Source organism: Cupriavidus plantarum (genome assembly GCF_905397285.1).
Lineage (GTDB): Bacteria > Pseudomonadota > Gammaproteobacteria > Burkholderiales > Burkholderiaceae > Cupriavidus > Cupriavidus plantarum.
Genome location: NZ_CAJPUX010000004.1, coordinates 196,052 through 220,658 on the forward strand (window position 1 = coordinate 196,052; position 24,607 = coordinate 220,658).

Consider the following 24,607-nt stretch of genomic DNA (forward strand, 5'->3'; position numbering starts at 1 on the left):
AGGATGTCCAATGCGACGCCTGCGCAATGCCAAGATCGTGGCCACTCTCGGCCCCGCCAGCACGACGCCCGAAACCATCGGCGCGTTGTTCGATGCCGGAGCCGATGTCTTCCGCCTCAACTTCAGCCACGGCACCCACGAGGATCATCGCCATCGCCTGGAGACCATTCGTGCGATCGAGCGCGAGCGTGGCCGGCCGATCGGCGTGCTGCTGGACCTGCAGGGTCCCAAACTGCGCATCGGCACGTTCGCCGAAGGACCCGTGCAACTCGCCACGCATGCCGCATTCCGGCTGGACCTCGACGCTTCGACGCCTGGCTCCGTCACGCGCGTCAACCTGCCGCATCCCGAGATTTTCGCGGCGCTGCATGACGGCGCGGAACTGCTGCTGGACGACGGCAAGATCCGCCTGCGCGTCGATCGCCGCGGCGAGGACTTTGCGGAAACCACGGTCATCGATGGCGGCATGCTGTCCGACCGCAAGGGCGTGAATGTGCCCGGCGTGGTACTGCCGATGTCCGCGATGACGGAAAAGGATCGCCGCGACCTCGACTTCGGCCTCGGACTCGGCGTGGACTGGATCGCGCTGTCGTTCGTGCAGCGCGCGGAGGACATCGAGGAGATCAAGGCGATCGTCGGCCATCGCGCGGGCATCGTCGCCAAGCTGGAAAAGCCCGCGGCGATCCAGAGCCTCGAGGCGATCGTCGCCGCCGCCGATGCGGTGATGGTCGCGCGCGGCGACCTCGGCGTGGAGATGCCGGCGGAGCTCGTGCCATCGCTGCAGAAGCAGATCGTGCGCGCATGCCGCAAGGCCGGCAAACCCGTGATCGTCGCCACGCAGATGCTGGAATCGATGATCTCCGCACCGGTCCCCACGCGCGCCGAGGCTTCGGACGTGGCCACCGCGATCTACGACGGCGCGGACGCGGTAATGCTGTCCGCCGAATCCGCATCGGGGCGCTTTCCGGTGGAGGCGGTCGCGATGATGAACCGCATCGTCACGCGGACGGAGTCCGATCCGCTCTATCACGACGCGATCGAGGCCTCCCACACGCCGCCGCGCGCGGAAGCCGCCGATGCCATCGGCTATGCGGTCCGGCATGTCGCCGCGCTGCTCAAGGTGCCCGCCACCGTGGCGTACACCAGCTCGGGCTACTCGGCCCTGCGCATGGCGCGCGAACGTCCCGAGGTACCGATCCTGGGCATGACGCCGCGCGTGGCCACCGCGCGCCGGCTCGCGCTCGCCTGGGGCGTGCACGCGGTGCTTTGCCACGAAGTGGCGGACGTGCTCGAGATGACGGAACTCGCGGGCCACACGGTACGGAAGGAAGGCTTCGGAGAAAGCGGCCAGCCGATCGTGATTTCCGCCGGACTGCCGTTCGCGGTGGCCGGTACCACGAACCTGCTGCGCATTGCTCAGGTGCAGTGACGCCTCACCCCACACCATAAAACATCGGAGACAAATCATGCGTACTTCTCACCGTGCCCACCCCACCGCGCGCATCTTGCGGGCCTCCCTGCTGGCGCTTGGCTTCGTCGTCGCCGCCACGGCCGCCGCGCAGGACAAGGACTGGCCGTCCAAGCCGATCAGCCTGATCGTGCCGTTCCCGTCGGGCGGCACCACCGACGTGCTGGCGCGCGCGCTCGGCGACCAGCTCTCGAAGACCCTTGGCCAGCCCGTCATCGTCGAGAACCGTCCCGGCGCGGGCGCGACCGTCGGCGCCGATTACGTGGCCAAAGCGAAGCCGGATGGCTATACGCTGCTGATGGGGGCGGTGCACCACACGATTGCGACCAGCGTGTACCGCAAGCTGCCGTACAGTTTCCAGAAGGACCTCGCGCCGATCACGCCGATCGCGATGGTGCCCAACGTGCTGGTGGTGAACCCCGCGAAGACGCCCGCGAAAAACGTTGCGGAGTTTGTCGCCCTGGCGAAGAAGGCATCGCCCGAGTTCTCGTATGGCTCCAATGGCAACGGCACCGCGCAACACCTCATCGGGACGCAGTTCCAGGCCGCCACGGGTACGACATTGCTGCACGTGCCGTACAAGGGCAGCGGCCCGCTGACGACCGACCTGCTCGGCGGTCAGGTCACCATGTCGTTCGACACGCTGACTACCGTGCTGCCGCACATCAAGGCGGGCAAGCTTCAGGCGCTCGCGGTGACGACGGCCAGGCGGTCGAGCGCGATGCCCGATGTGCCGACGATGGAAGAGGCCGGGCTCAAGGGCTTCGACATCGGCACGTGGTTCGGCGTGCTGGCGCCGGCGGCCACGCCCAAGCCGATCGTCACGCGGCTGAACGCGGAGATCGTGAAGATCGTCAACTCGCCCGATTTCCGGCAACGCATGCATGCGGCCGGCGCGGAACCGCTGTCGAGCACGCCCGAAGCATTCGCGAAGCGCATCGACGACGAGACCGCGAAATTCGCCGGCCTCGTCAAGGAAGGCAAGGTGACGATCGAATAGGGTTCGCTTCCGGGCTTATGCGCTTATGCATTCACCACGCGGATCTCCAGCGAGGGCGCGCCGTCGGCGATCTCGAGCAGGCGATCGACGTTCGGATGGGCGCCGGGCCGGTTACGCGCATCCACGGTGTGCTCGGCGAATACGGCGAGCCCATGCTGGGCCGCCGCGGCGTCGAGCTTGCCGAATGACGCGCGCAGATAGTTGTAGACCGCGACGGAACCCTTCTTGCCCGGAACGTTGTCGATCGTGGCGGCGATTGCGCCGCCCGCGTCCACGAGCTCGATGCGCGCGATGGCGTCGATGCCGGGCAGTTGCGCGAGGTTGTCCTTGAAATCGCTGGCGGGTTGGATCACTGAAAGCACTCCGTAAGGTTGGGGATGGATGTGGGCGTCATTGTATTCCTCGCGCAACCCCCGGCCATCTATGAACAGCCTTCAACAGCCTATCCATGCGCGGGGGCTTAATCGGGGGCGGGTAAACACCGTAAGATCACACATTCCTCCAGATGTGTCGCCCCCTCCCTCTCCGCGCAATGCAGCCTTGCCCTCCTTCACCGACCGCGTCGGCAGCACCGACCGCGCCCACATCCGCACCCGCCCCCGCTCCAGCACCGTTGACGCCCGCGAGCGCGGCCCAGGCCAGCAACCCGCTGCGCCTGATGCTGATTCTCAGCGCGCTGATGTCGTTTGCGTCGATCTCCACCGACATGTACCTGCCGGCGCTGCCCGCCATCGCGCGCGAGCTGCACGCGAGCGCGGCGAGCATCGAGCTGACGCTGTCCGCGTTCCTGATCGGCTTCACCGCCGGCCAGTTGCTGTGGGGACCCATCGCGGACCGGCGCGGGCGGCGGCTGCCGATTGCGGCAGGCCTCGTGTTCTTCGTGATCGGTTCGGCCGGGTGCGCGCTGTCCGACACGGTGTGGCAGATGATGGGCTGGCGCGTCGTGCAGGCGCTTGGCGCGAGCGTGGGTCCGGTGCTGGCGCGCGCCATGGTGCGTGACCTCTACGCGCGGGAAGATGGCGCGCGCATGCTCTCCACGCTCATCCTGATCATGGGCATCGCGCCGCTGGCCGGCCCGCTGCTCGGCGGGCAGATCCTCGCGCTCTGGAACTGGCAGGGCATTTTCTGGACGCTTGTGATCGTCGGCCTGCTGACCATCGGCGCGCTGCGCTTCCTGCCGGAGACGCTGCCCGCCGCCCGACGCGTGACGACGCCCCTGCGCTATGTCCTGAAGGACTATGTCGCGCTGGCGCAGGACGCGCGACTAATCGGGTACGGGCTCTCGGGGGGCTTCTATTACGCGGGCGCCTATGCGTTCGTGATCGGCACGCCGTTCGCTTACATCGAGTATTACCACGTGTCGCCGCAGATGTACGGCCTGCTGTTCGGCTTCAACGTGCTGGGCATGATGGGCGCCAACTTCCTCAACGCGCGCCTGCTGCGCGCCATCGGCAGCGCGCGGCTGTTCCATCTCGGCACATGGATCCTCGCGCTGTCCGGCATCGTGCTCGCCCTTGACGCCCGATTCGGCTGGGGCGGCCTTGCGGGCCTCGTGCTGCCGCTGTTTTTCTATATGTCGATGAACGGCTTCATCGTCGCGAACTCCGTCGCGGGCGCGCTCGCCGCGTTCCCGCACAAGGCCGGCTCCGCCTCGTCGCTGCTCGGGGCGATGCATTACGGCAGCGGCATCCTCAGCGCGGCCCTGGTCGGATGGTGCGCCGACGGCACGCCGTGGACGATGGGCTGGATCATGGGCGTCTCCGGGGTAGGCAGCCTCGTGACGTCGATCGTCTCCACGCGGATTCATGCGCGGCGGGCGCTGACGGTTCGCTGATGGTTCGCTGACGGTCGATCGCGTCGTCCCGGCGTCACCACCAGCGGCCGCATAACGACATGCGGCCGCACCGCATGCGCACATGACAATACGTTCGTTCCCGTCAGGGGCGGATTCTGGCGACCATTGCCAGTCCCATCCCATCTCGACAGGAACGACTCATGGCCCACCTGACTCCCTGGCTCCGCCGGATCACCTCCGCCCTCGGCGCAACCGCCCTGCTGGCGGGCATTGTCGCCACCGCACCCGCCCACGCCGCCGACCAGACCGTTCGCGTCGGCTTCCAGAAGGCCGGACTGCTTGCCGTGCTCAAGGCCCAGGGCTCGCTCGAGAAGAAACTCGCTCCGCTCGGCTACAAGGTCGAATGGAAGGAATTCCCGGCCGGTCCGCAGTTGCTCGAGGCCCTCAATGCGAACGGCATCGACTTTGGCTACACCGGCGCCCCGCCGGCCGTGTTCGCGCAGGCCGCGAAGACGGACTTCGTGTACGTGGGCGCGGAGCCCGGCGGCAAGTCCAATGAAGCGCTCTTCGTGCTTGAAAGCTCGCCGTTCCGTACCGTGAGCGATCTCAAGGGCAAGCGCATCGCGCTGCAGAAGGGATCCAGCTCCAACTACCTGCTGGTGCAGCTGCTCAAGAAGAACGGTCTGTCCTTTGCCGATATCCAGCCGATCTACCTGCCGCCCGCCGATGCCCGCGCCGCTTTCGAGAGCGGCAAGGTCGACGCCTGGGTGGTCTGGGACCCGTACTACGCGCTGGCCCAGCAGTCGCTGAAGGTGCGTACCGTGGCCGACTATGAAGGCGTACCGTCGCCGTTCAACTTCTACGAAGCCACGCGCCGGTTTGCCGAAGGCCATCCGAAAGCCGTGAACGCGATCCTCGAACAACTTCGCGCGTCGGGCCTGTGGGTGACCAAGCATCCGACCGAGACCGCCAACCTGCTCGCGCCGTCGCTGGGCCTCTCCGTGCCGATCGTCGAGACGTGGCTCAAACGCGTGCCTTATGGCGTCACGCCCGTCACCCCCGAGGTCACCGCGACCCAGCAGCGCGTGGCGGACCTGTTCCACGAGCAGAAGCTGATTCCGGTGCCCGTGGTCGTGAGCCAGAACGTGTGGCAGGCGAACTTCTCGCTGGCCGCCAAGGACTGACCAGCGCCGAAGCACATATCCATATCCTGATTCCTTCGTTCCAGCGGCACAGCGCCGGCCATATGCTTGCAGGTCATGTGTCGCTGACAGGAAGGTTTCATGAACGCCCCTTTGCAACTCGATTCGCTGGACTCGCTGTACCCGCTGCAAACCGCGCTTGACGCCCTGCCGGAGCTTGCCCGGCAGATCGGCGCCGATGCCGCCGCGCGTGAAGCGCGACGCGTGCTGCCGTACGAAGGCTTCGCGCTGTTCCGCAAGTCCGGGCTCGGCGCGCTGCGGCTGCCGGTCGCTTGGGGCGGACTCGGTGGCACGCTCGTCGATCTGTTCGATGCGGTCACGACGATTGCCGCGGAAGAGTCCAACGTCGCGCATGCGCTGCGCATCCACTACGACCAGACGGAAGTGCTGCGGCTGTCGCCGCGCTCTCCGTTCCACGACGTGCAGATCCGGCGCATCGTGGAAGGCGCGATCTTCGGCGGCGCATCCACCGAGCGCACGACATCGCGCCCCGGTGAAATCCAGACCGCGCTGCGCCGCGACGGCGATCGTTACCTGCTTTCCGGCCGCAAGTATTATTCCACCGGCACCGCGTTCTCCGACTACGCGCGCATCAACGTGCTCGGCGTCGATGGGGAACCCGTCCTGATCGTGATTCCCGTGAACCGCCCCGGCTTCAGCATCGTCGATGACTGGGACGGCATGGGCCAACGCATGACCGCGAGCGGCAGCCTGGTGTTCGACAACGTCGAGGTCTTTCCCGACGAGGTGGCTCCGCGCGACAGCACCACGCTCGTGGGCCGCCATTGTGGCGCGCTGCGGCAGCTGCACCTCGTCGCCGTCGCGGCCGGCATCGTGCGCAATGCATGGCACGATGCGCGCCGCTACGTCATCGAGCACGGTCGTCCCGCGCTCCACAGCCCCGCGCCGAGCGCGCGCGAGGACCATTTCATCCAGGGCGTGATCGGCGACCTCGCGGCACATAGCCATGCGATCGACGGACTCGTGCGCGAAAACGCCCGCGCGCTGGACCGATCGGCCGATGCCATCGCCAACGGCGCGGCCAACGCCGAGGAACTGGTGCTGGCCGGCGCGCTCGCCACCGCCCAGACGCAACTCGTGGTCAGCAAGCTCGCGCTGCATGCGGGCGAGCGCATGTTCGAAGCGGGCGGCGCATCGTTTACGGCGCGCGCCCACAACTTCGATCGCCACTGGCGCAACCTGCGCACGATCTTCAGCCACAATCCGCTCCTGCACAAGGCGCGCGTCGTGGGGGCCTACCACCTCAACGGCGAAACCACGCACCTGACGGAAGGCCGCGTTTTCTGAAGCATCTCCGGACATCTTCCATGACCAAGGCCACGCCACCGCGTCAGCTCCATCTGAACCTCAACGCGCTGCATTCGGGCTTCGTGCCTTCGGCATGGCGCGTGCCCGATGCCGATCCCCGCGCGTTCGTCGACATCCAGCACTACGTCCGGCTCGCGCAGATCGCCGAGGCCGGCAAGTTCGACGCGATGTTCCTCGCGGACAACGCCTCGATCGCCGACCAGATCGACTTTCGCCCGATCACTGCGCTCGAGCCCACGCTGCTGCTCGCGTGCGTGGCCATGGCCACCACGCACATCGGACTCGTGGCGACGCTCTCTACGAGCTACAACGAGCCGTACAACGTCGCGCGCCGCTTTGCCACGCTCGACATCGTGAGCAACGGCCGCGCGGGATGGAACGTCGTGACGACGGCCGATGCCGGCTCCGCGCGCAACTTCGGCCGCCTCGCGCCGCCCGATCACGCGCAGCGTTACGCACGCGCCGACGAGTTCACGCGCGTGGTCAAGTCGCTGTGGGACAGCTGGGAGGACGGCGCGTTTGTCGGCGACAAGCATTCCGGGCGCTTTGTCGACACCGCAAAACTGCAGCCCATCGCCCATCACGGCGCGTTCTTCGATGTGCAGGGCCCGCTCAATCAGCCGCGTCCGCCGCAGGGACACCCGGTGCTGTTCCAGGCTGGCGGCTCGTCCGATGGCCGCGAGCTGGCGGCACTCCATGCGGAAGCCGTGTTTTCCGCGGCACAGTCGTTCGAGGAAGCGTTCGCTTACCGCGCGGAGATCAACCAGCGTGCCGAAGCGCTCGGCCGCGGGCAGCATGCGGTCAAGGTGTTGCCCGGCCTCACGACGATCATCGGCGCCACGGAGGCCGAAGCGATCGCCCGGCGCGATGCACTGGTCGACCTCATTCCCTGGACATATAGCCTGAACCGCCTTGCCGGCACGCTCGGTATCTCCGCGGACCGGCTGTCGCTCGACCAGCCGCTGCCGGACGACCTCGTGCGGCCCGCGAACGGCAACCATACCTTCTTCCGTGCGACCGTGGCCTTCGCCCAGCAGCGTGGCCTGACCGTGCGCAACCTGATCCGCGAGCTCGCGGGCGGCGGTGGTCATCGCGTCATCGTCGGCACGCCCGAACAGATCGCCGACGATATCGAGCACTGGTTCGTCAACGGCGCGGCTGACGGCTTCAACCTGATGCCGGATGTGCTGCCCGACGGGGTGCAGGCGTTCGTCGATGGCGTGGTGCCGATCCTCCAGAAACGCGGGCTGTTCCGTACCGAATACGAAGGACGCACCCTGCGCGATCATCTGGGACTGGCACGTCCGCAGGGACGGACCTCCGCGCGCAAGGTGGCCTGACGATCTAGCTGTCGGCGAAGGAAGGAGTCGCCATGGAAGGAGTGGCGATGGAGGGAATGGCGTCGAGCAACTGCCGCGTGTAGGGATGCGCCGGCGCCGTCCAGATCTGCTCCCGGTCGCCGCTCTCCACCAGTTGCCCGGCCTTCATGACGAGCACACGATCGGCGATATAGCGCACCACGCCCAGGTCATGGGAGATGAACAGACACGCCAGACCATACTCGGCCTGCAGATCCGCGATCAGATTCAGCACTTGCGCCTGCACCGAGACGTCGAGCGCGGATACGGGCTCATCGCATACGAGCAATCGCGGCTGCACGATCAACGCTCGGGCGATGCCGATGCGTTGCCGCTGACCGCCGGAGAACTCATGCGGGTAGCGCTGCAACGCCGAGGCCGGCAGGCCCACGCGCTCGATCATCGCGTGCGCGCGCTCGCGCCGCACGCGTCCGTCCCGCACGCCGTGAATGCGCAATGCATCCTCCAGCAGCGCGCCGACGGTCTTGCGCGGATTCAGCGAGCCGTAGGGATCCTGAAACACGAGTTGCATGGCACCGCGCCACGGCCGCAGCCGGCGTCGCGCGATGCCCGCGATGTCCGTCCCGTCGAACACGATGCGGCCACCGTCGTGATCGGATAGCCGAAGGATCGCCCGAGCGAGCGTCGACTTGCCGCAGCCCGATTCCCCGACCAATCCCACTGTCTCGCCGGCGGCGATCGAGAACGACACGTCGCGCACCGCATGCGCCGCATGGCGACCGGTGCGATGAATCACGTCGAGCCCTTCCACGCGGATCAGCGGGGATGCGGCATTCGTCTTGACCGGAGTGGGTCGTCGAGGCTCCGGCTGCGCGAGCCGGAACGAGGCCGCCGTGCCATCGGCGCGGCGTTCCACACGGAGTTCGGGCAATCGCGCCCGTCGGTAGTGTGGTGCCTCGCCCCGCGCATGCATCCCGCTCAACGATGCGCCGAGCAGCGCGCGCGAGTAGTCATGCCGTGGCGCCTCGAACAATGCCTTCGCCGTCTGTTCTTCCACCTTGCGGCCATCGTGCATCACCGCCACACGATCGGCCCAGCGCGACACGACGCCAAGATCGTGCGTGATCAGCAACACGCTCATCGAGAGTTCGCGACGCAACGAGTCGAGAAGCTCGAGGATCTGCGCCTGCACCGTGACGTCCAGCGCGGTCGTCGGTTCATCCGCGACGAGCAGCCGCGGGGAGCAGGCGATCGCCATCGCGATCATCACGCGCTGGCGCTGGCCGCCGGACAGCTGGTGCGGATAGGCGTGAAACCGCCGCTGCGGCTCGGGTATGCGAACGAGATCGAGCAGTTCCACCGCGCGCGAGATCGCAGCCTGCGCCGGCAACGCGCGATGCAGCCGCAGGGCTTCGACCACCTGCTCGCCGACCGTATGCACGGGGTTCAGCGACGTCATCGGCTCCTGGAAGATCATCGACACGTCATTCCCCCGCACGGCGGTGATCTCTCGCTCGGGCAGGGCCAGCAGATCGCGGCCGTCCAGCAGGACGCGGCCCGCCACGCGCGCGGCAGGCGACAGCAGCCGCAGGATCGCCAGCGCGGTCGTGGACTTGCCGCAGCCCGACTCGCCGACGAGCGCGACGGTCTCGGCCTCGCCGACGTCGAGGTCGAGCGAGGCCACGGCCGGGCGATCAGCCCCTGGGTAGGACACGGTGAGCCCTCGCAGCGACAGCAAAGGTTGCGTCATGATGATTGTCCTCACCGCGTGCCGCGCGGATCGAATGCCGCGGCGAGGCCGTCGCCGATCAGATTGAGCGCCAGCACGGTCAGCACGATGGCCATGCCCGGCAGCACGCAGACGTACCAGTCGGTACGCAGCACCTCGCGGCCCGCGCCGACCATATTCCCCCAACTGGCGACGTTCGGATCCCCAAGGCCGAGGAAGGCCAGGCTCGACTCCGTGAGGATCGCCGTGGCCACCATCAGCGACGCGGACACCAGCACCGGCGTCAGCACGTTTGGCAGGATGTCGTGCGCGATGATGCGCGCGTCGCTCGCGCCGAGTGCCTCGCTGGCGAGCACCATGTCGCCATGCCGCAGCCGCAACACTTCCGCGCGCACGAGCCGCGCGAGCGCGGGCCACGACGTGATGCCGATGGCCAGCGCGATCTTGCCAATGGAAGGCTGCGCCACCGCGACGATCGCCAGCGCGAACAGAAACGACGGAATGGTCTGGAAGAACGTGGTCACGATGCCGAACGCCCGATCGATGCGCCCGTTGAAATCGTTGCCGTAATAGCCGGCCGCGATCCCGCCGGCCACGCCGAGCACCACCGCAATCGCGGTGGAGACCGCCGCGATCGTCAGCGAGGCGCGCGTCCCGTGAAACAGTCCGGCCAGGATATCCCGGCCGAGCATGTCGGACCCTAGCGGATAGGCGGCATCGCGGCCGGGCCACAGCAATGGCTCGGTTGCCATGTCCAGGGGGTCGCCCGGAAACAGCCAGCCCGCGGTCAGCGCGGCCGCCACGACGATCGACAACAACACGGTGCCAACCCAGGCGCTCGGCGAGGCGAGCAACCGCCGCAGCGCGCCGCGCTGGGGAAGACCCGCCGGCGCGGACGGCAGCGGCTCGATCTCGCCGGCAGCGGCCGTGACGGCCAGCAATGGAGAGGACGAAGACATGAACGGCTCCCGGAATTCAGTGCGGCAGGCGGATGCGGGGATCCACGCGCGCGTAGACCGCATCCACGATCCAGTTGACGACGATGACAACGACCGAGCTGCACAGCAGGATGCCCAGCAGCAGGTTGTAGTCGCGTTGATAGAGCGCGTCGAACGCGGTGCGTCCCAGGCCGGGCCACGCGAACACGGTCTCGACGATCACGGCGCCGCCGATCACCGAACTCGCCTGCACGCCGATCATCGTGATCAGCGGCAGCAGCGCGTTACGCAGGACATGACGTGTCAGCACACGCCGCGCGGGCGCCCCCTTCGCCACCGCCGTACGCACAAAGTCCTGTCGCCGCACTTCGATCATGCTGGCACGCATCAGCCGCACGTACACGGCCATGTAGAACAAGCCGAGCGTAATGGCCGGCAGGATGAGATGCCGTGCCACGTCGAGCGCGTAGCGCCAGCCCGTGTATCCCGATTCGACCGTGAACATGCCCCCCACGGGGAGCCAGTCGAGCCACACGGAGAACACGAGGACCAGCATCAGTCCGATCCAGAACAGCGGGGTGGCAAAGCACAGCAATGCGGCCGCCGAGATGGCGGTGTCGAGCAGCTTGCCCGCGCGGCCCGCCGCCAGCACGCCGAGGCCCGCGCCCAGCACCACCGCGAACGCGATGCTCGCCCCCATCAGCAGAAGCGTGGCGGGAAGACGTTGCGCGATCAGGTCGAAGACCGGCATGCCCTGCCGGTGCGAGAAACCGAGGTCGAGTTGCGCCAGGTGCCACAGGTACTTGTACAGCTGCACCCACAGCGGCTGGTCCAGGCCAAACTGCGCGCGCAGCGCGGCGATGTATTCGGGCGTCGCGGCACCCGCCTCGCCGGCGAGCACCTGCGCGGCATCGCCTGGCGCCAGCCGCAGCAGGAAGAAATTGACGATCGCGATGCCGAGCACCACGCCCGCAAGCTGCGCGACGCGCCGGGCGACGATCCGCCACGGCAGCACGCGCGCAAGGGGAAGCGTGGCCGCAGGCACCTCGACCGGCGCGGCGGCAGGACGCGGGTCCACGTTGCGCCTCCTACTTGCCCGCGTCGGCACGCGCGACGGTCGCGCTCGCGCCAGGCGGCTGCGCGAACCATGCGTTCTTGAGGGAAGCGTAGATCTGATCCACGCCGCTGACCGTGTCGCGCAGGGACGCCGATTGCACCGTGAAGAATCGCAGCTCGAGCAGCGGTACGGACGGCAGGTCGTTCTGCACCACGGTCTGGAAGCGCTTGAACAGCTCCACGCGCTCGGTCTGGCTCGGCGATCCCTGGGCTTCGTCGATGAGCTTGTTCGCTTCTTCGCCGCGATAGCCCGAGCCGTTCGACCACGGAATGTTCTTGCCGACCGTGTCCGCGCGGTAGGCGCGCGTCACGCCGACGAGCGGATCCGCAAAGCCCGCGAACCACACGACCGCGAGATCGAAGTCGCGGTCGCCATAGACGCGCTTCGTATAGGTCGGTGTGTCCTGCGTGCGCACGGTCACGTCGACGCCGACTCGCTTGAGTGCCTGCTTGATGTATTCGGCGCTACGCTTGTAGTCGTCGCCATATGGCAGGTAGTCGATCTGAATCTTCAGGCGGTTGCCGTCCGGGCCGCGCTTGAGTCCCGCCGCATCGAGCAGCGCCTCGGCCTTGGCCGGGTCGTACGCGTATTTAGGCACCGCGGGGTTGAAGAATTGCGTCAGCGTCGATACCACGGGGCTCACCGCCGGCTTACCGAAGCCGAACCACACGACCTTGTTCAGCGCGTTGAGGTCGATCGCATGGGCGAGCGCCTGACGGACGCGTACGTCCTTGAAGTACGGGCGATCGACGTTCACGTCCATGAACAGCCACGGCGAGATCCAGTCGTAGCCGCGCGTCTCCAGCTTCAGCGACGGCAACTGCGCCAGGCGCTGCGCATCCTTGAGCGGCACCGGATTGAACGGCGCGTACTGCGCCTCGCCCTTCTCCAGCGCGGCCGCGCGCGCACTCGCGTCCGGAATCACCTTGAAGACGATCTTGTCCAGATACGGCTTGCCCTTGTCCCAGTAGTTCGGATTGCGCTCGAGCACAATGTAGTTGCCCTTGCTCCATTCCTTGAACACGAACGGACCGGTGCCCACCGGCTTGTTGTTGTACGGGTTGTTGAGGATGTCGGTGCCTTCATACAGGTGCTTCGGCAATACCTGCGCGCCGTTGCTGTTCAGCGAACTGAGCACCGCGAGCGACGGCTCGGAGAAGTGCAGCACCACGGTGAGCGGGTCCGGCGTATCGACCTGCGTCACCTTGCCGAACAGGATCTGGTTGCGCGGATGGAGCTTCTTCCAGACGTTCTCCAGCGTCCATTTGACGTCCGCCGACGTGAACGGCTTGCCGTCGTGCCACTTGACGTTGGGCCGCAGGTGGAACGTCAGCGTCTTGGAATCCTTCGAGATGTCCCAGCGCTCGGCCAGCGCCGGCTTGAGCTTGAAGTTGTTGTCGTATTCGACGAGCCCGTCGAATACATTCGCGCTGAAGAAGCCCGTCGGCGCGGCAGAGTTGAGCGCCGACGTCAGGATCACCGGTTCGGGCTGGATGATGGCGGTCAGCGTACCGCCCGTCCGCGGGCTCTCGGCGGCGGGGGCAGCGGAGCCGGAGGGGGCGGCCGAGACATATGGGCTCGCCAGCAGCGTCATGGCTGCGGGCAGCAGGATCGCCCGAACAAGTTTCTGAATCATGGGAGGCGCGGGAAAGAGATGGGTCAGCCAATATAGGGAGCCCGCGGCCCCGCGCGAACGAACGTTTACGCATGCCGTTATGCGCCGCCTGTCCATATCGAACCGCGAAATCCTTCGTTCTGCGGCGCGGCCCGGGAGGCATATGTTGAGCATCGTTACGGTGCATCCGGTGCATCCCATCGATGCATCCCATTCCTCACGGAGACCTTCCCCATGACGCAGCACCCTCAGCAATCGATTCCCATCGACCTCGACGTCCGTCCGGTTTCCGGACGCATTGGCGCCGAAGTCCGCGGCGTGCGACTCGACGGCGATCTGCCGGCGGCGACGTTCGAAGCCATTCGCGCGGCGCTGCTGCGCCACAAGGTGCTGTTCTTCCGCGAGCAGGGGCACCTCGACGATGCCACGCAGGAGGCGTTTGGCTCGCTGTTCGGCCCGCCGGTGCCGCACCCGACCGTGCCCGTGCGCGCCGGCACGCAGTATCTGCTGGAGCTCGACTCGCAGCACGGCGGCGGCCGCGCGAACTCATGGCATACCGACGTGACATTCGACCTCGCGTATCCACAGGTCTCGGTGCTGCGCGCGGTAGAGGTCCCCGCATACGGCGGCGACACGGTGTGGGCCAACACCGCCGCGGCGTACGAGGAGCTGCCGCAGCCACTGCGCGAGCTGGCGGACAAACTCTGGGCATTGCACACCAACGACTACGACTATGCGGGTTCGCGCGTGCTGCCTCATGCGCCGGATGCCCAGCACTATCGCGACGTGTTCACGCGCACTGTCTACGAGACCGAGCACCCCGTCGTGCGCGTGCATCCGGAGACCGGGGAACGCACGCTCGTACTCGGGCATTTCGTCAAGCGCCTGCTCGGGTATTCCGCCACGGACTCCGCGCATCTGATCTCGGTGCTGCAGAGCCATGTGCATCGGCTGGAGAACACGGTGCGGTGGCGCTGGCAGACCGGCGATGTCGCGATCTGGGACAATCGCGCGACGCAACACTATGCGATCAACGATTACGGCGATACGCGCCGCATCGTGCGCCGCGTGACCATCGCGGGCGATGTGCCCGTGAGCGTCGATGGCGAGCGCAGCCGGGCGATCAAGCCAGTGCGCGATGGCAGTATCCATGCGCCGCCGGCGGAAACGCGAAAAGCGGCTTGATGGTGTGATGCCGGGTGTCGGCGGCGCCGATCCATCGACGCGGTCGATCATCAGGAGTTAAATTCGCCATTTTGGCTTTGGCGAAGTGTCGTTTAGGCTGTCCCCATCGTTCAAACAGAGCCTCGCTGCCGATCATGTCCGTCGGCACGCGCGGCCACGAGGAGACCGCCTTGACCTTTTCCCATGCCGACGTAAGTTCTGATATGCACCGGCCCGCCCGGCGCCGCTTCCTGCAAGCGGGCGCCGCGACTGTCGCGGGAACATTCGCCGCCACATTTGCAGCCACGTTGGCGGGCACCGGTTGCGCAACCCGACCGGAACCTGCCGCGATGCGCGCCACCCGCATTCGATCCTCCGCCAGCGATGGCGTCGAGCTTGCCGTGTTCGAGTCCGGCAACCCCAATGGCCGCCCCGTCATCTTCATCCACGGTTTCGCCCAGAGCCACGAGAGCTGGTCGAAGCAAATGTCGGCGCCCGAGCTACAGCAGCTGCGGCTGATATCGTTCGACCTGCGCGGCCACGGCGACTCCGGCAAGCCGCTTGTCAAGGAGGCGTATCACGAGAACGTGCGCTGGGCCGAGGACGTGCGATCGGTCATCCGCGCCACCGGTGCGCGCAAGCCAGCGATCGTCACGTGGTCGTATGGCGGCCGCGTGGTCAACGACTACCTCACGGCATTCGGCGACGGCGAGATCGGCAGCCTCAACTACGTGGCCGCCACGTCGACGAGCGCGCCATTCGGGCAGGGGCGACAGGCACGGCTGATGGTGCCGATGATGTCCAACGATGCGATGGAAGCGGAGAAAGGCACAGAGGCCTTCCTGCGCGCCTGCTTCTCGCGCCCGCCGACCGCGGCCGAACTGGCGGGGATGGAGCGCTTCAATGCAAAGACGCCCGTCGCCGTGCGCAAGCTGCTTGCCGGCAGGCCAGCCGCCTACGACGACACGCTGCGCGCCATTCGGGTACCGATGCTCGTCACGCACGGCCGTGAGGATCAAATCTCGGCTGTGGCCATGAGCGAATACACGCACAAGCTCGTGCCGCATTCGACGTTGTCGATCTACGAGGGCATCGGACACGGCACGTTCTTCGAGGATCCGGCGCGCTTCAATGCCGAACTGCTGGCGTTGATGGCGAAGCAGGCGGCATGACGACCCGCGCTCAACGCGCCGGCTTCGGTTCCCACGACACGGCGATATCGCCGTTGACGAACGTCTGGCATGCCATGCGGTAACCCTCCGCAAGGTCCTGCTCCGACAGATGCTTGCGCTCCTTCGGCTTGACCGCGTCGGTGTGCTCGAGGCCCTGCTCGATCCTGCATCGGCAGGTGCCGCAGATGCCGCCGCCGCACTTGAATGGAATGCCGCCCTGCTCGCGCAGCGAGATGCGGAGCAGGTTACTGTTGCTCGCCGCCGTGACGGTCTTGCCCGCGTTGGTCAGGAATGTGACCTCGACGGTTGCGCGCTCGGCGGTAGAGGTCGCGGTAGGGGTCGCGGTAGGGGGTGCGGCGGGCGCGGTGCCCAGCGTTTCCTGTGTCATCGTTTCTTCAGCGAGAGGTCCATCGTTCCGAACTTGGCGAGGTCCCGCAGCGCGGCGCGCGCGGCGTCCAGCGTGTCGAACCGTTCGAGGAACTTCGATGGCACCAGGTTGATCGTCTCGGCATCGCTCCCACCGGTCTCGTCGATCACGCGCACCTTCACCGGCTGATGAAGTTCGGCAATGACGAAGCTCGCGGTGGCGCGGCCGTAGAACACGTAGTCGTAGGTTTCCAGCGGCCGGAGGGCGTCGAGCGTGCCCTCCATAGGTTCGGTACGGAACTGCCCCGGCTTGCTGGCGAGGATCACGTACATCATGCCGGCAACTCTTCCTGGCAGAGCTCGATGTCGTGCGTCAGCCAGATCTGGCAGGCGAGGCGGAAGCCCTGCTCGATGCGCTCGCCGAGCTGCTTCTTCTCCTTCCAGTTCGGCGGCGGCAAATTCTCGGCGCCGGCCAGCACCTTGCACGCGCACTTCGAGCATTTGCCCATGCCGCACTCGTAACGCAGGTTCGGATACGGAAACTGCTTGATGCCGGCACGCACCACGAGGTTGGTCTCGGGCTTGACCTCGTCGGTGAAGACCTGTCCGTTCTTGTGAAAGACAACTTTCGGCATAAATATCCCAGCGTGTTACTTGTAATCAGTGCCAGATGAACATCGCGCAGATCGTCGAGACGACGAGACCCGCGATCACCGGCAACAGCAGCGCGCGCACCGCCTCGAGCACGGGCACCCGCGCGAAGCCCGCCACCGCGATCAGCGACGACCACGCGATGAGCGTGCCGCCACCGGTCCATACCGCGCCCATCTGGCCCACGGCCGCGAGTGTCGCGGAATCGAAGCCGACCACCGGACCCAGCGCGCCGGCGAGCGTGCCAGTCAGAGGGAGGCCCGCGAAACCGGAGCCGTCGATGCCGGTGATCATGCCGACCAGCAGCACGCCGAACGCAACGAGCACATGGTTGTCGGGAATCATGTGTTGATAGGCCTGGATCAGCTCGAACAACAGGCTCGGGGCCTTGCCCGCATCCACGCCGAGGATCTGCGCGGCGGTCTCGCCCGCGCCGACGAAGAAGAAGCCCGCGATAGGCAGCACCGATCCCATCGCCTTGAACGCGAACACGAAGCCATCCGTGATGTGCTCGGGGCAGACGTCGAGCATGCGGCGCGGACCTTCGGCAGCCAGCGTGGCCAGCATCATCAGCACCGCGGCAACGCCGCCGACCAGCGCGGCCGCCGCGCCACCCTTGAGGTCAGGCATGCCGCTGGCCAGCTTCGGGAGCACCATCAGCGTCACCACGCAGACAAAGGCGATCGGCGTCAGCACGGCGAAGAACTTCGACCACTTGATGCGGCGCTGCGCGACCATGGCCAGGCTGCGTTCGATGTTGGCATCGGTGACGAGCGGCTCCTCATGCGACGTGCCGCGCGCGATCTCGGCCTTGTCGAACGTGCCCGTGGCTTCGACTTCCGGGTCGATGCCATTGGCCTTCGCCTGCCATTTGTCGAGCAGCGCGCCGCTTGCCGGAACGATATGCCGGCGCATCGACAAATAGGCCAGCGCCAGCGCGATGGCGCCGGTGATGATGGACAGCACCAGCGCGCGATCCGCGACGACCGCCGCGCTCACTGCCGCACCCGCGGCTTTCGCGCTGATGCCCGGCGCCACGCCAATGACATAGTCCGAGGACAGCGCCATGCCTTGCCCCGCGATGGCGATCGCCATCGCACCCGCCAGCGGGGGAAGCCCCGCGGCAATCGCGGCCGGCAGCAGGATCGCCGAGACCAGCGGTACCGCGGGCGTCGGCCAGAAGAACAGCGAGATCACATAGGTAATGCCGGCGAGGATGAAGTAGGCGCTATGCCCGTTTTTCATGATCACGCGGAAGGGTTCGACCATCCGGATATCGGATCGCAATGTCTTGAGCGCATTGAGCAACGCGGTCATGAACGCGATCACCAGAAAGATGTTGAACAGCTCCTTCGCCGCCACGAGGCTCGCCCCGAAGATGCCGCCTAGCGCGCTGACCGGATTCCCGGTGATGGCAAAGATGACGCAGAAGGTGCCGACGATCGACGGCACGACGACGTTGGCGCGCAGGATCATGGTCAGCACGATAACCATGACGCCCAATAGATATACCCAGTGGGCAATGCCGATCTCTACCGTTGGTTGCATGAGGCTCCCCTGATGTGGGGCCCTGGTGGGGGCAGGTTTGATGAGATAGTGAAATTTCCGTTTCGTATACTATATTCCGACACCACCGGAAGACAAGCGAAAACCGACTGGGTTAGGGAAACTCCGCGCCAGCACCCCGCCACGGTGCCGAAAGCCGCGTAGATGCACGGTTTGCGCGCATCCCGCACCGTTTTCGACATCGTCGTTGACGCGGTATGCCCCAAAAACTCCGCTAGCAATTTCTTTAGCAATGTGTAGACTGTATACCGAATTGCAGTCATAGCCGGTCATGACTGGCTCCAACTCGCCGACACATGCTCCACATCACCGACGAACAAATCGATCGCCACGTCAGCGCGACGGACGCGCAGGCGGCCATGCTGGCGGCCTTCCGCAGTTTCGGCCAGCAGCGCGCCGCCATGCAGGAGCGCATCCGCACCGAGGCCGGAGGCGTCAAGCTGTCCACCCTGGGCGCCGTCATTCCGGATCAGCAGGTGGCGGGTGCCAAGGTCTACACGACGATCGCGGGACAGTTCTCGTTCGTGATCCTGTTGTTTTCGACCGTCGATGGCGCCCCGCTTGCTTCCTTCGATGCCGGAGCGATCACGCGGCTGCGTACCGCGGCGTGCACGGTGCTGGCGGCGCAGCGGCTGGCACGGCCGGACGCGCAAACCCTGGCGCTGTTCGGCGCTGGCACGCAGGGCGCGCAGCATGCACTGCAGCTATCGGCCGCGCTGCCGCTCGAACGCATCCTGATCAGCGACCCGCATGCCGACGCCTCGGTAGCGGAACGGCTGACCGCGCAGTGCGGCATTCCCGCGACCTTCGCTACGCCCGAGGCATGCGTGGCGGAGGCGGACATTGTCGTCACGGCGTCCCGGTCCACCACGCCGCTGTTCGCCGGCGCGTCGCTGCGCCGCGGCGCCTTCGTTGCGGCGATCGGCTCCAGCCTGCCGCATACGCGCGAGCTCGATGACACGGCGCTTTCGCGCGCGGCCGCGGTGGTCGTCGAATGGCGGACGCAATCGCTGCGCGAAGCGGGCGACCTCGTTCTCGCCGATCCCGCCGTACTGCCCGATCGCAAGATCGTCGAACTCGGCGATGTCCTGCTGGACCGCCATGTCGTGCGGCAAAGCGACGACGACATCGTCATCTACAAATCCGTCGGCGTCGGCCTCGAGGACATTGCCCTCGCCGGCGTTGCCTACCAGCGGATCACCGCAGCCCGGGAAGCCCGGGCCGCATGACTCGCACTGTCAGTCCCCTCCCCTCATTCATCCCAGACCAGTCAAGGAGCCCCCAAATGGCAGAACTGATGAACCGTGAAGACTTTCGCGCCGCGCTCGAGAACGCAATCAAGGGCAAGAGCGCCAACCAGGCGCCCTTCAGCAAGGCATGGGCAAGCGGCACGCTGACGCGCGAGCACCTGTCGCGCTGGGCGGAGAACCACTACCACTACGTGGGTCCGTTCGCCGACTACCTCGCTTATATCTATGCGCGCACGCCGGACCATATGACCGAGGCCAAGGACTTCCTGCTGGCCAACATGTACGAGGAAGAAATCGGTGGCGACCGCCACACCGACCTGCTGGTCCGCTTTGCCGAAGCCTGCGGCACCACGCGTGAACGCGTGGTCAACCCCGACAACATGTCGCCGACCACGCGCGGCCTGCAGAGCTGGTGCTACGCGGTGGCGATGCGTGAAGATCCGGTCGTCGCGGTGGCCGGCCTCGTCGTCGGCCTGGAATCGCAGGTCCCGTCGATCTATCGCAAGCAGACGCCCACGCTGCGCGAGAAATACGGCTTCACCGACGAGGAAGTCGAATTCTTCGACCTGCATATCGTGTCCGACGAAATCCACGGCGAACGCGGCTACCAGATCGTGCTGGAGCACGCCAACACGCCGGAACTGCAGGCGCGCTGCCTGAAGATCTGCGAGATCGGCGCCCAGATGCGACTGCTGTACACGACCGCGCTCTACTACGACTACGTCGAGACCAAGCCGGCCGCGATCGCCGCGTGATGCACGGGGCCACGACGATGACGGACATCTACCGCAACTACATCGACGGCGAATGGTGCGACAGCGTGAGCGGTCGCCTGTTCGACAACATCAACCCGGCCGATACGCGCGAGGTCGTGAGCCGCCACGCGGCTTCCGACGCGCGCGACGCGGAGGCGGCCGTCGCGGCGGCGGCCGCCGCTTTTCCGGCATGGCGCAAGACGCCGATCGGCAAGCGCGCGAAGATCCTCAACGATGCCGCCGCATGGCTCGAAGCCAATGCCGATGCGTTCGCCGCGGAACTCACGCGCGAGGAAGGCAAGGCGCTGAACCTCGCGCGCGACGAGATCGTGCGCTCGGCGCAGACGCTGCGCTTCTATGCGGTAGAGGGCCAGACCTACTCGGGCGAGACCTTCCCGCAGGACGACCCCGACATGGTCGTGTACACGCAACGCGAGCCGCTGGGCGTGGTCACCGTCATCTCGCCCTGGAACTTCCCGGTGTCCATTCCCGCGCGCAAGATCGCGCCGGCGCTGATCGCGGGCAACACGGTCGTGTTCAAGCCGTCGTCGGACGCGCCGCTCTCCGGCCTGCGTCTGGCGGAAGCCTTCGTCAAGGCAGGTATCCCGCGCGGCGTGCTGAACTTCATCACCGGCAGCGCGGGCGAAGTGGGCGAGACGATCGTCGCCTCGCCGGCCATCCGCGCGGTGTCGTTCACCGGCTCGACGTCCGCGGGCGAGCAGATCCATCGCTCGGTATCGATGACCACGCGCACGCAGATGGAGCTCGGCGGCAAGAACCCGCTGATCGTGATGGAAGACGCCGATCTGGATCAGGCCGTCGATCTCGCGGTCAAGGGCGGCCTGTCGCTGTCCGGCCAGGCGTGCACGGGCACGAGCCGCATCATCGTGATGGCCGAGGTTCGCCAGGCTTTCACCGACAAGCTGGTGGCGCGCGTGAAGTCGCTCAAGATCGGCAGCGGCATGCAGCCGGGGATGGACCTCGGGCCGCTCGCCACGCGCAAGCAGCGCGAGACCGTCCTCGGTTATATCGAGATCGGCAAGCGAGAAGCGACGCTGCTGGCGGGTGGCAACGCGCTGACCGAGGGCGACTTCGCGCACGGCTACTACGTGGCGCCGACGGTCTTCACCGACGTGACGATGTCCATGCGCATCGCGCGCGAGGAAATCTTCGGGCCGGTGCTGGCGATCATCGAGGCAAGCAGCTATGCCGATGCCATGGCGAAGGCCAACGACACCGAGTACGGCCTGTCAGCGGCGATCGCCACGCGCAATCCGCGTTATGCGCATGACTTTGCCAACGACATCGAGTCGGGAACGGTCAAGATCAACCGCACGACGACAGGCAACCTCGTCAACGCGCCGTTCGGCGGGCTCAAGCGTTCGAGCACCGCCACGTTCCGCGAGTCCGGCCGCGCCGGCATCGAGTTCTATACCCAGATCAAGACCGTATATCGCGGTTGTTGAATCGCGTTTTTTGAATCGCGGTTGCTCAATCGCGATTGTTCAGGAGCATTCATGAAAGCAAGCATCAAGCTCGAGTTGCGCGAAGCCCGCGCGATGGTCGACGCGGCCGTCGCCAAGGCGAAGGACATCGGCGTACTGGAGTCCATCTGCATCGTCGATGACGGCGGCTACCCGCTGCTGCTCGAGCGCATGGACGGCGCGCGCATCACCGGTCCGCAGATCGCGTGGAACAAGGCGTTCACCGCGGCCGGCCACAAGCGCTCGACGCATCTGTTCAACACGGCGCCCAACGGCCCCGCGCTGCCCGGCAACGAGGCATTCGGCATCCAGTGGAGCTTCGAAGGCAAGTTCGCCGTGTTCGTCGGCGGCTTTCCGGTGGTGGTGAACGGCGAGGTGATCGGCGGCGTCGGCCTCTCGGGCGGCAATGGCGAGCAGGACACGGCGTGCGGCGTGGCCGCGCTCGAAGCGCTGCGCGACCTGCTGGCCGGCGAGGACCTGCAGGTGCTCGCACAGGCCGACATCAAGAAGTAAGCGTTGGGGGGCCACCAGTCATGTCCTATCGCATTCATGTCATCGAAACGCAGGCCACATTCGAGGTGAACGAAGGCGAATCGGTACTCGACGGCGCCTTGCGCTCGGGGGTGTGCCTCGCGCACGAATGCACGTTCGGCGGCTGCGGCACCTGCCGCGTGCAGATCGTCGAAGGCGCGGTCGCATACGACGAGTTTCCGATGGCGCTGACCGAAGAGGAAGCGGCCACCGGTGCGGCGCTCGCGTGCCAGGCACGGCCGACGGCGGACCTTGTGCTCAGCGTGGCCCGCGATGGCGGCGTGGACATCCCCGCGCAGCGCGTGACGGCGACCGTGCGCGAGGTGGGCTGGCTCGGCCCCGATGTCGCGCATCTGCGCATGCAGCTGCCCGACGACGTGCCGGTGAAATACGCACCCGGCCAGTACATGAAGATCCTGCTCGACGACGGCACGCATCGCAGCTTCTCGATGGCATCGGCGCCGCGCGGGAACGAGGTGGACTTCCATGTGCGGCGCATCGCCGGCGGCCGCTTCACCGCCACGCGACTGCCGTCGCTGGAGCCCGGCGACCGGCTGGAGGTCGAAGTGCCGCACGGCAGCTTCAGCCTGCGCAAGGAAGACTACCGGCCGCTACTGATGATTGCCACGGGCACGGGGCTTGCGCCCATCAAGAGCATGCTCGAGTCGTTGATGGACGATCCCGACTGCCCGCCGGTCTCGCTCTACTGGGGTGCGCGAACGCTGGAAGATCTGTATCTGCACCAAGAGATTGCCTCGGCGTGGGGGGAGCGCCTGTACGACTTCCAGTACGTGCCGGTGCTATCGCGCGCGGGCGACGATTGGCAGGGACGCCGCGGCCATGTGCAGGACGCCGTGTGCCAGGATCATGGGGACCTGTCCGAGCACGCCATCTATCTGTGCGGTTCGCCCAACATGATCCGCGATGCGCGGCAGACGTTCGCCGCCCTCGGCGCACAGACACCGTTCGTCTACGCGGATGGCTTCACCTTCCAGCATGCCTGAGGCGCTCCTCAGGTCCTCTTGAGGCGGTCCAGGTGAGTTCGGGAGGGCGGCTGTGATGTTGACCGTATACAATAGCGGCATTCACGCCGCCTTCCATGATCATGAACGACGCCTCCGCGGGCATTCCCCGGTCCACGACGCCCGACCTTCCGGTAGCCAGCCTCGGCGCCCAGCATTCTCCGCTGTTCGCGCTGGTCACCGACACGCTGCGCCAGCGTATTCTCGGCGGCCAGTATGAGCAGGGCGAGCGGCTCGTCGAGAACACGCTCTCGCAGGAGCTTGGCGTTTCCCGCATTCCGGTGCGCGAAGCGCTGCGCGCGCTGGCCGCGGAGGGGCTGGTCAAGATCGAGCCGCGTCGCGGTGCCTCGGTGGCGCGGCTGTCGCCCAATATCGCGCGGGAGATGGTGGAAGTGCGCGCCACGCTGGAAGGGCTCAATGCCAAGCTGGCGGCGCAACGCCGCGACCCCGCGCTGATTGCGGAGATCGAGAAGGTACTGGAAGAAGGGAACGCCGCCGTCAATAGCGGCCAGACCGAGCGCTTCGTCGAACTGAATTCCCGCTTCCATGAGGTGCTCGGCAATATCGCCGCAAACAGCGTGCTGCAGGACATGATGCGCTCGCTGCGCGAACGTACCGCGCTGCTCTTCGCGCCGGCGAACCTGAGCCGGGCCCGCATCAACTGGGACGAGCATGCCCAGATTCTGCAGGCCGTCATCGCCGGGGACGCGGACCTTGCTTCGCTGCTGGCCACGCGCCACGTCTACAGCGCGGCGAAAGCCGTCGAGGCGATGCATCCGCAAGACGCCCACCCCTCGGACGGCGACGGCCCGCGCGCCTGACGGACCACTCCCGCCACGCCACTGCCCCATGGACGCTCACGCCCATGCCGCAGCGTGGTGCACTGCACCAATGTAGTGTATACTGTAGTCCGATTTGCGAACCACAGTAGGGAACATCATGTCGTCCAAGCATTACCCGGAGGCCGCTTACTACCACCGTCCGGTCGGCGCGCAACTGCTGCGCCACTACGCCCGCCGCGACGCCGTGCGGCACGCCACACCGCTGCTGCCGTCTTTCGCCGACATCGCCCGGATGCTGGCGTGGGTGCCGGCCCTGTTCGAGCGCAAGCCCGGCACCGCACGGCAGAACTGA

The 24,607-nt window shown here is 66.6% G+C and carries 24 protein-coding genes; 15 read left to right on the forward strand and 9 right to left on the reverse strand.

Going from position 1 to position 24,607, the window contains the following annotated elements; genetic code table 11:
- The first annotated feature begins 10 nt into the window (after positions 1 to 10).
- Entirely contained in the window at positions 11 to 1,429 is a 1,419-nt protein-coding gene (gene pyk / locus KHP16_RS18475; RefSeq protein ID WP_115955309.1) for a pyruvate kinase, read from the forward strand.
- A 37-nt stretch (positions 1,430 to 1,466) separates the two neighbouring features.
- Positions 1,467 to 2,468, forward strand: a complete 1,002-nt coding sequence (locus KHP16_RS18480; protein WP_109584503.1) for a Bug family tripartite tricarboxylate transporter substrate binding protein — start codon at positions 1,467 to 1,469, stop codon at positions 2,466 to 2,468.
- Positions 2,469 to 2,491: 23 nt separating this feature from the next.
- Here the strand turns inward: KHP16_RS18480 and KHP16_RS18485 are convergent, their stop codons facing one another.
- Positions 2,492 to 2,821, reverse strand: coding sequence for a DUF2322 family protein (locus KHP16_RS18485; protein ID WP_121492862.1), 330 nt, complete (start codon positions 2,819 to 2,821; stop codon positions 2,492 to 2,494).
- Between the two features lie 260 nt (positions 2,822 to 3,081).
- Here KHP16_RS18485 and KHP16_RS18490 point away from each other — a divergent pair, with 260 nt between their 5' ends.
- From KHP16_RS18490 to KHP16_RS18505, 4 genes are all read left to right on the forward strand, one after another.
- The gene (locus tag KHP16_RS18490) at positions 3,082 to 4,302 is read left to right on the forward strand and encodes a Bcr/CflA family multidrug efflux MFS transporter (RefSeq protein WP_244835872.1); all 1,221 of its coding nucleotides are present in this window, start codon (positions 3,082 to 3,084) and stop codon (positions 4,300 to 4,302) included.
- A 161-nt stretch (positions 4,303 to 4,463) separates the two neighbouring features.
- Positions 4,464 to 5,447, forward strand: coding sequence for a sulfonate ABC transporter substrate-binding protein (locus tag KHP16_RS18495; protein WP_109584500.1), 984 nt, complete (start codon positions 4,464 to 4,466; stop codon positions 5,445 to 5,447).
- A gap of 99 nt (positions 5,448 to 5,546) precedes the next feature.
- A complete protein-coding gene (locus KHP16_RS18500) occupies positions 5,547 to 6,773 on the forward strand; it encodes an acyl-CoA dehydrogenase family protein (protein WP_109584499.1) in 1,227 nt (408 codons plus the stop codon).
- Between the two features lie 20 nt (positions 6,774 to 6,793).
- Positions 6,794 to 8,134 (forward strand): LLM class flavin-dependent oxidoreductase, encoded by a 1,341-nt coding sequence (locus tag KHP16_RS18505; RefSeq protein ID WP_211960867.1) that lies wholly within the window; start codon positions 6,794 to 6,796, stop codon positions 8,132 to 8,134.
- A gap of 4 nt (positions 8,135 to 8,138) precedes the next feature.
- Here KHP16_RS18505 and KHP16_RS18510 read toward each other — a convergent pair whose 3' ends face one another.
- From KHP16_RS18510 to KHP16_RS18525, 4 genes are all read right to left on the reverse strand, one after another.
- A complete protein-coding gene (locus KHP16_RS18510) occupies positions 8,139 to 9,863 on the reverse strand; it encodes an ABC transporter ATP-binding protein (RefSeq protein ID WP_211960868.1) in 1,725 nt (574 codons plus the stop codon).
- Positions 9,864 to 9,874: 11 nt separating this feature from the next.
- A complete protein-coding gene (locus KHP16_RS18515; protein WP_211960869.1) occupies positions 9,875 to 10,801 on the reverse strand; it encodes an ABC transporter permease in 927 nt (308 codons plus the stop codon).
- Between the two features lie 16 nt (positions 10,802 to 10,817).
- The gene (locus KHP16_RS18520; RefSeq protein ID WP_211960969.1) at positions 10,818 to 11,792 is read right to left on the reverse strand and encodes an ABC transporter permease; all 975 of its coding nucleotides are present in this window, start codon (positions 11,790 to 11,792) and stop codon (positions 10,818 to 10,820) included.
- A 76-nt stretch (positions 11,793 to 11,868) separates the two neighbouring features.
- Positions 11,869 to 13,533 carry an ABC transporter substrate-binding protein gene (locus KHP16_RS18525; protein ID WP_211960870.1) on the reverse strand — a complete coding sequence of 555 codons (1,665 nt, stop codon included), beginning with the start codon at positions 13,531 to 13,533 and terminating at the stop codon, positions 11,869 to 11,871.
- A 213-nt stretch (positions 13,534 to 13,746) separates the two neighbouring features.
- Here KHP16_RS18525 and KHP16_RS18530 point away from each other — a divergent pair, with 213 nt between their 5' ends.
- Together KHP16_RS18530 and KHP16_RS18535 are read left to right on the forward strand one after the other, a co-directional pair.
- Positions 13,747 to 14,697: a TauD/TfdA dioxygenase family protein gene (locus tag KHP16_RS18530; RefSeq protein ID WP_211960871.1), complete on the forward strand. Its 951-nt coding sequence runs from the start codon at positions 13,747 to 13,749 to the stop codon at positions 14,695 to 14,697.
- 329 nt (positions 14,698 to 15,026) lie between these two features.
- Complete coding sequence (locus tag KHP16_RS18535; RefSeq protein WP_211960872.1) at positions 15,027 to 15,848, forward strand: alpha/beta fold hydrolase; 822 nt, start codon at positions 15,027 to 15,029, stop codon at positions 15,846 to 15,848.
- Positions 15,849 to 15,858: 10 nt separating this feature from the next.
- Here KHP16_RS18535 and KHP16_RS18540 read toward each other — a convergent pair whose 3' ends face one another.
- The 4 genes from KHP16_RS18540 to KHP16_RS18555 all read right to left on the reverse strand — a co-directional run bounded on the left by KHP16_RS18540 (position 15,859) and on the right by KHP16_RS18555 (position 18,413).
- Positions 15,859 to 16,137, reverse strand: coding sequence for a 2Fe-2S iron-sulfur cluster-binding protein (locus KHP16_RS18540; protein ID WP_244835897.1), 279 nt, complete (start codon positions 16,135 to 16,137; stop codon positions 15,859 to 15,861).
- Positions 16,138 to 16,232: 95 nt separating this feature from the next.
- The gene (locus KHP16_RS18545; protein WP_109584669.1) at positions 16,233 to 16,547 is read right to left on the reverse strand and encodes a ferredoxin; all 315 of its coding nucleotides are present in this window, start codon (positions 16,545 to 16,547) and stop codon (positions 16,233 to 16,235) included.
- A complete protein-coding gene (locus KHP16_RS18550; RefSeq protein WP_109584492.1) occupies positions 16,547 to 16,849 on the reverse strand; it encodes a 2Fe-2S iron-sulfur cluster-binding protein in 303 nt (100 codons plus the stop codon). The genes KHP16_RS18545 and KHP16_RS18550 overlap by 1 nt, the downstream gene beginning before the upstream one ends.
- A 25-nt stretch (positions 16,850 to 16,874) precedes the next feature.
- Positions 16,875 to 18,413, reverse strand: coding sequence for a hypothetical protein (locus tag KHP16_RS18555; protein WP_109584491.1), 1,539 nt, complete (start codon positions 18,411 to 18,413; stop codon positions 16,875 to 16,877).
- Positions 18,414 to 18,727: 314 nt separating this feature from the next.
- Between KHP16_RS18555 and KHP16_RS18560 the strand changes: the two genes are divergently transcribed.
- From KHP16_RS18560 to KHP16_RS18590, 7 genes are all read left to right on the forward strand, one after another.
- Positions 18,728 to 19,660: an ornithine cyclodeaminase family protein gene (locus KHP16_RS18560; RefSeq protein ID WP_115955333.1), complete on the forward strand. Its 933-nt coding sequence runs from the start codon at positions 18,728 to 18,730 to the stop codon at positions 19,658 to 19,660.
- Between the two features lie 56 nt (positions 19,661 to 19,716).
- A complete protein-coding gene (locus KHP16_RS18565; protein WP_109584489.1) occupies positions 19,717 to 20,436 on the forward strand; it encodes a TenA family transcriptional regulator in 720 nt (239 codons plus the stop codon).
- Between the two features lie 17 nt (positions 20,437 to 20,453).
- Positions 20,454 to 21,902 (forward strand): aldehyde dehydrogenase family protein, encoded by a 1,449-nt coding sequence (locus KHP16_RS18570; protein WP_115955415.1) that lies wholly within the window; start codon positions 20,454 to 20,456, stop codon positions 21,900 to 21,902.
- A 51-nt stretch (positions 21,903 to 21,953) separates the two neighbouring features.
- Complete coding sequence (locus tag KHP16_RS18575) at positions 21,954 to 22,433, forward strand: GlcG/HbpS family heme-binding protein (protein WP_109584488.1); 480 nt, start codon at positions 21,954 to 21,956, stop codon at positions 22,431 to 22,433.
- A 20-nt stretch (positions 22,434 to 22,453) separates the two neighbouring features.
- Positions 22,454 to 23,455 (forward strand): 2Fe-2S iron-sulfur cluster-binding protein, encoded by a 1,002-nt coding sequence (locus tag KHP16_RS18580; RefSeq protein WP_211960874.1) that lies wholly within the window; start codon positions 22,454 to 22,456, stop codon positions 23,453 to 23,455.
- Between the two features lie 101 nt (positions 23,456 to 23,556).
- Positions 23,557 to 24,294 (forward strand): GntR family transcriptional regulator, encoded by a 738-nt coding sequence (locus tag KHP16_RS18585; protein WP_121492896.1) that lies wholly within the window; start codon positions 23,557 to 23,559, stop codon positions 24,292 to 24,294.
- Positions 24,295 to 24,412: 118 nt separating this feature from the next.
- Positions 24,413 to 24,607, forward strand: a complete 195-nt coding sequence (locus KHP16_RS18590; protein ID WP_109584486.1) for a hypothetical protein — start codon at positions 24,413 to 24,415, stop codon at positions 24,605 to 24,607.

Coding starts and splice junctions, on each gene's coding strand:
- pyk (WP_115955309.1), top strand. CDS start 11: ATGCGACGCCTGCGCAATGCCAAGATCGTGGCCACTCTCGGCCCCGCC.
- KHP16_RS18480 (WP_109584503.1), top strand. CDS start 1,467: ATGCGTACTTCTCACCGTGCCCACCCCACCGCGCGCATCTTGCGGGCC.
- KHP16_RS18495 (WP_109584500.1), top strand. CDS start 4,464: ATGGCCCACCTGACTCCCTGGCTCCGCCGGATCACCTCCGCCCTCGGC.
- KHP16_RS18500 (WP_109584499.1), top strand. CDS start 5,547: ATGAACGCCCCTTTGCAACTCGATTCGCTGGACTCGCTGTACCCGCTG.
- KHP16_RS18505 (WP_211960867.1), top strand. CDS start 6,794: ATGACCAAGGCCACGCCACCGCGTCAGCTCCATCTGAACCTCAACGCG.
- KHP16_RS18510 (WP_211960868.1), bottom strand. CDS start 9,863: ATGACGCAACCTTTGCTGTCGCTGCGAGGGCTCACCGTGTCCTACCCA.
- KHP16_RS18515 (WP_211960869.1), bottom strand. CDS start 10,801: ATGTCTTCGTCCTCTCCATTGCTGGCCGTCACGGCCGCTGCCGGCGAG.
- KHP16_RS18525 (WP_211960870.1), bottom strand. CDS start 13,533: ATGATTCAGAAACTTGTTCGGGCGATCCTGCTGCCCGCAGCCATGACG.
- KHP16_RS18530 (WP_211960871.1), top strand. CDS start 13,747: ATGACGCAGCACCCTCAGCAATCGATTCCCATCGACCTCGACGTCCGT.
- KHP16_RS18535 (WP_211960872.1), top strand. CDS start 15,027: ATGCGCGCCACCCGCATTCGATCCTCCGCCAGCGATGGCGTCGAGCTT.
- KHP16_RS18545 (WP_109584669.1), bottom strand. CDS start 16,547: ATGTACGTGATCCTCGCCAGCAAGCCGGGGCAGTTCCGTACCGAACCT.
- KHP16_RS18550 (WP_109584492.1), bottom strand. CDS start 16,849: ATGCCGAAAGTTGTCTTTCACAAGAACGGACAGGTCTTCACCGACGAG.
- KHP16_RS18555 (WP_109584491.1), bottom strand. CDS start 18,413: ATGCAACCAACGGTAGAGATCGGCATTGCCCACTGGGTATATCTATTG.
- KHP16_RS18560 (WP_115955333.1), top strand. CDS start 18,728: ATGCTCCACATCACCGACGAACAAATCGATCGCCACGTCAGCGCGACG.
- KHP16_RS18565 (WP_109584489.1), top strand. CDS start 19,717: ATGGCAGAACTGATGAACCGTGAAGACTTTCGCGCCGCGCTCGAGAAC.
- KHP16_RS18570 (WP_115955415.1), top strand. CDS start 20,454: ATGACGGACATCTACCGCAACTACATCGACGGCGAATGGTGCGACAGC.
- KHP16_RS18575 (WP_109584488.1), top strand. CDS start 21,954: ATGAAAGCAAGCATCAAGCTCGAGTTGCGCGAAGCCCGCGCGATGGTC.
- KHP16_RS18580 (WP_211960874.1), top strand. CDS start 22,454: ATGTCCTATCGCATTCATGTCATCGAAACGCAGGCCACATTCGAGGTG.
- KHP16_RS18585 (WP_121492896.1), top strand. CDS start 23,557: ATGAACGACGCCTCCGCGGGCATTCCCCGGTCCACGACGCCCGACCTT.
- KHP16_RS18590 (WP_109584486.1), top strand. CDS start 24,413: ATGTCGTCCAAGCATTACCCGGAGGCCGCTTACTACCACCGTCCGGTC.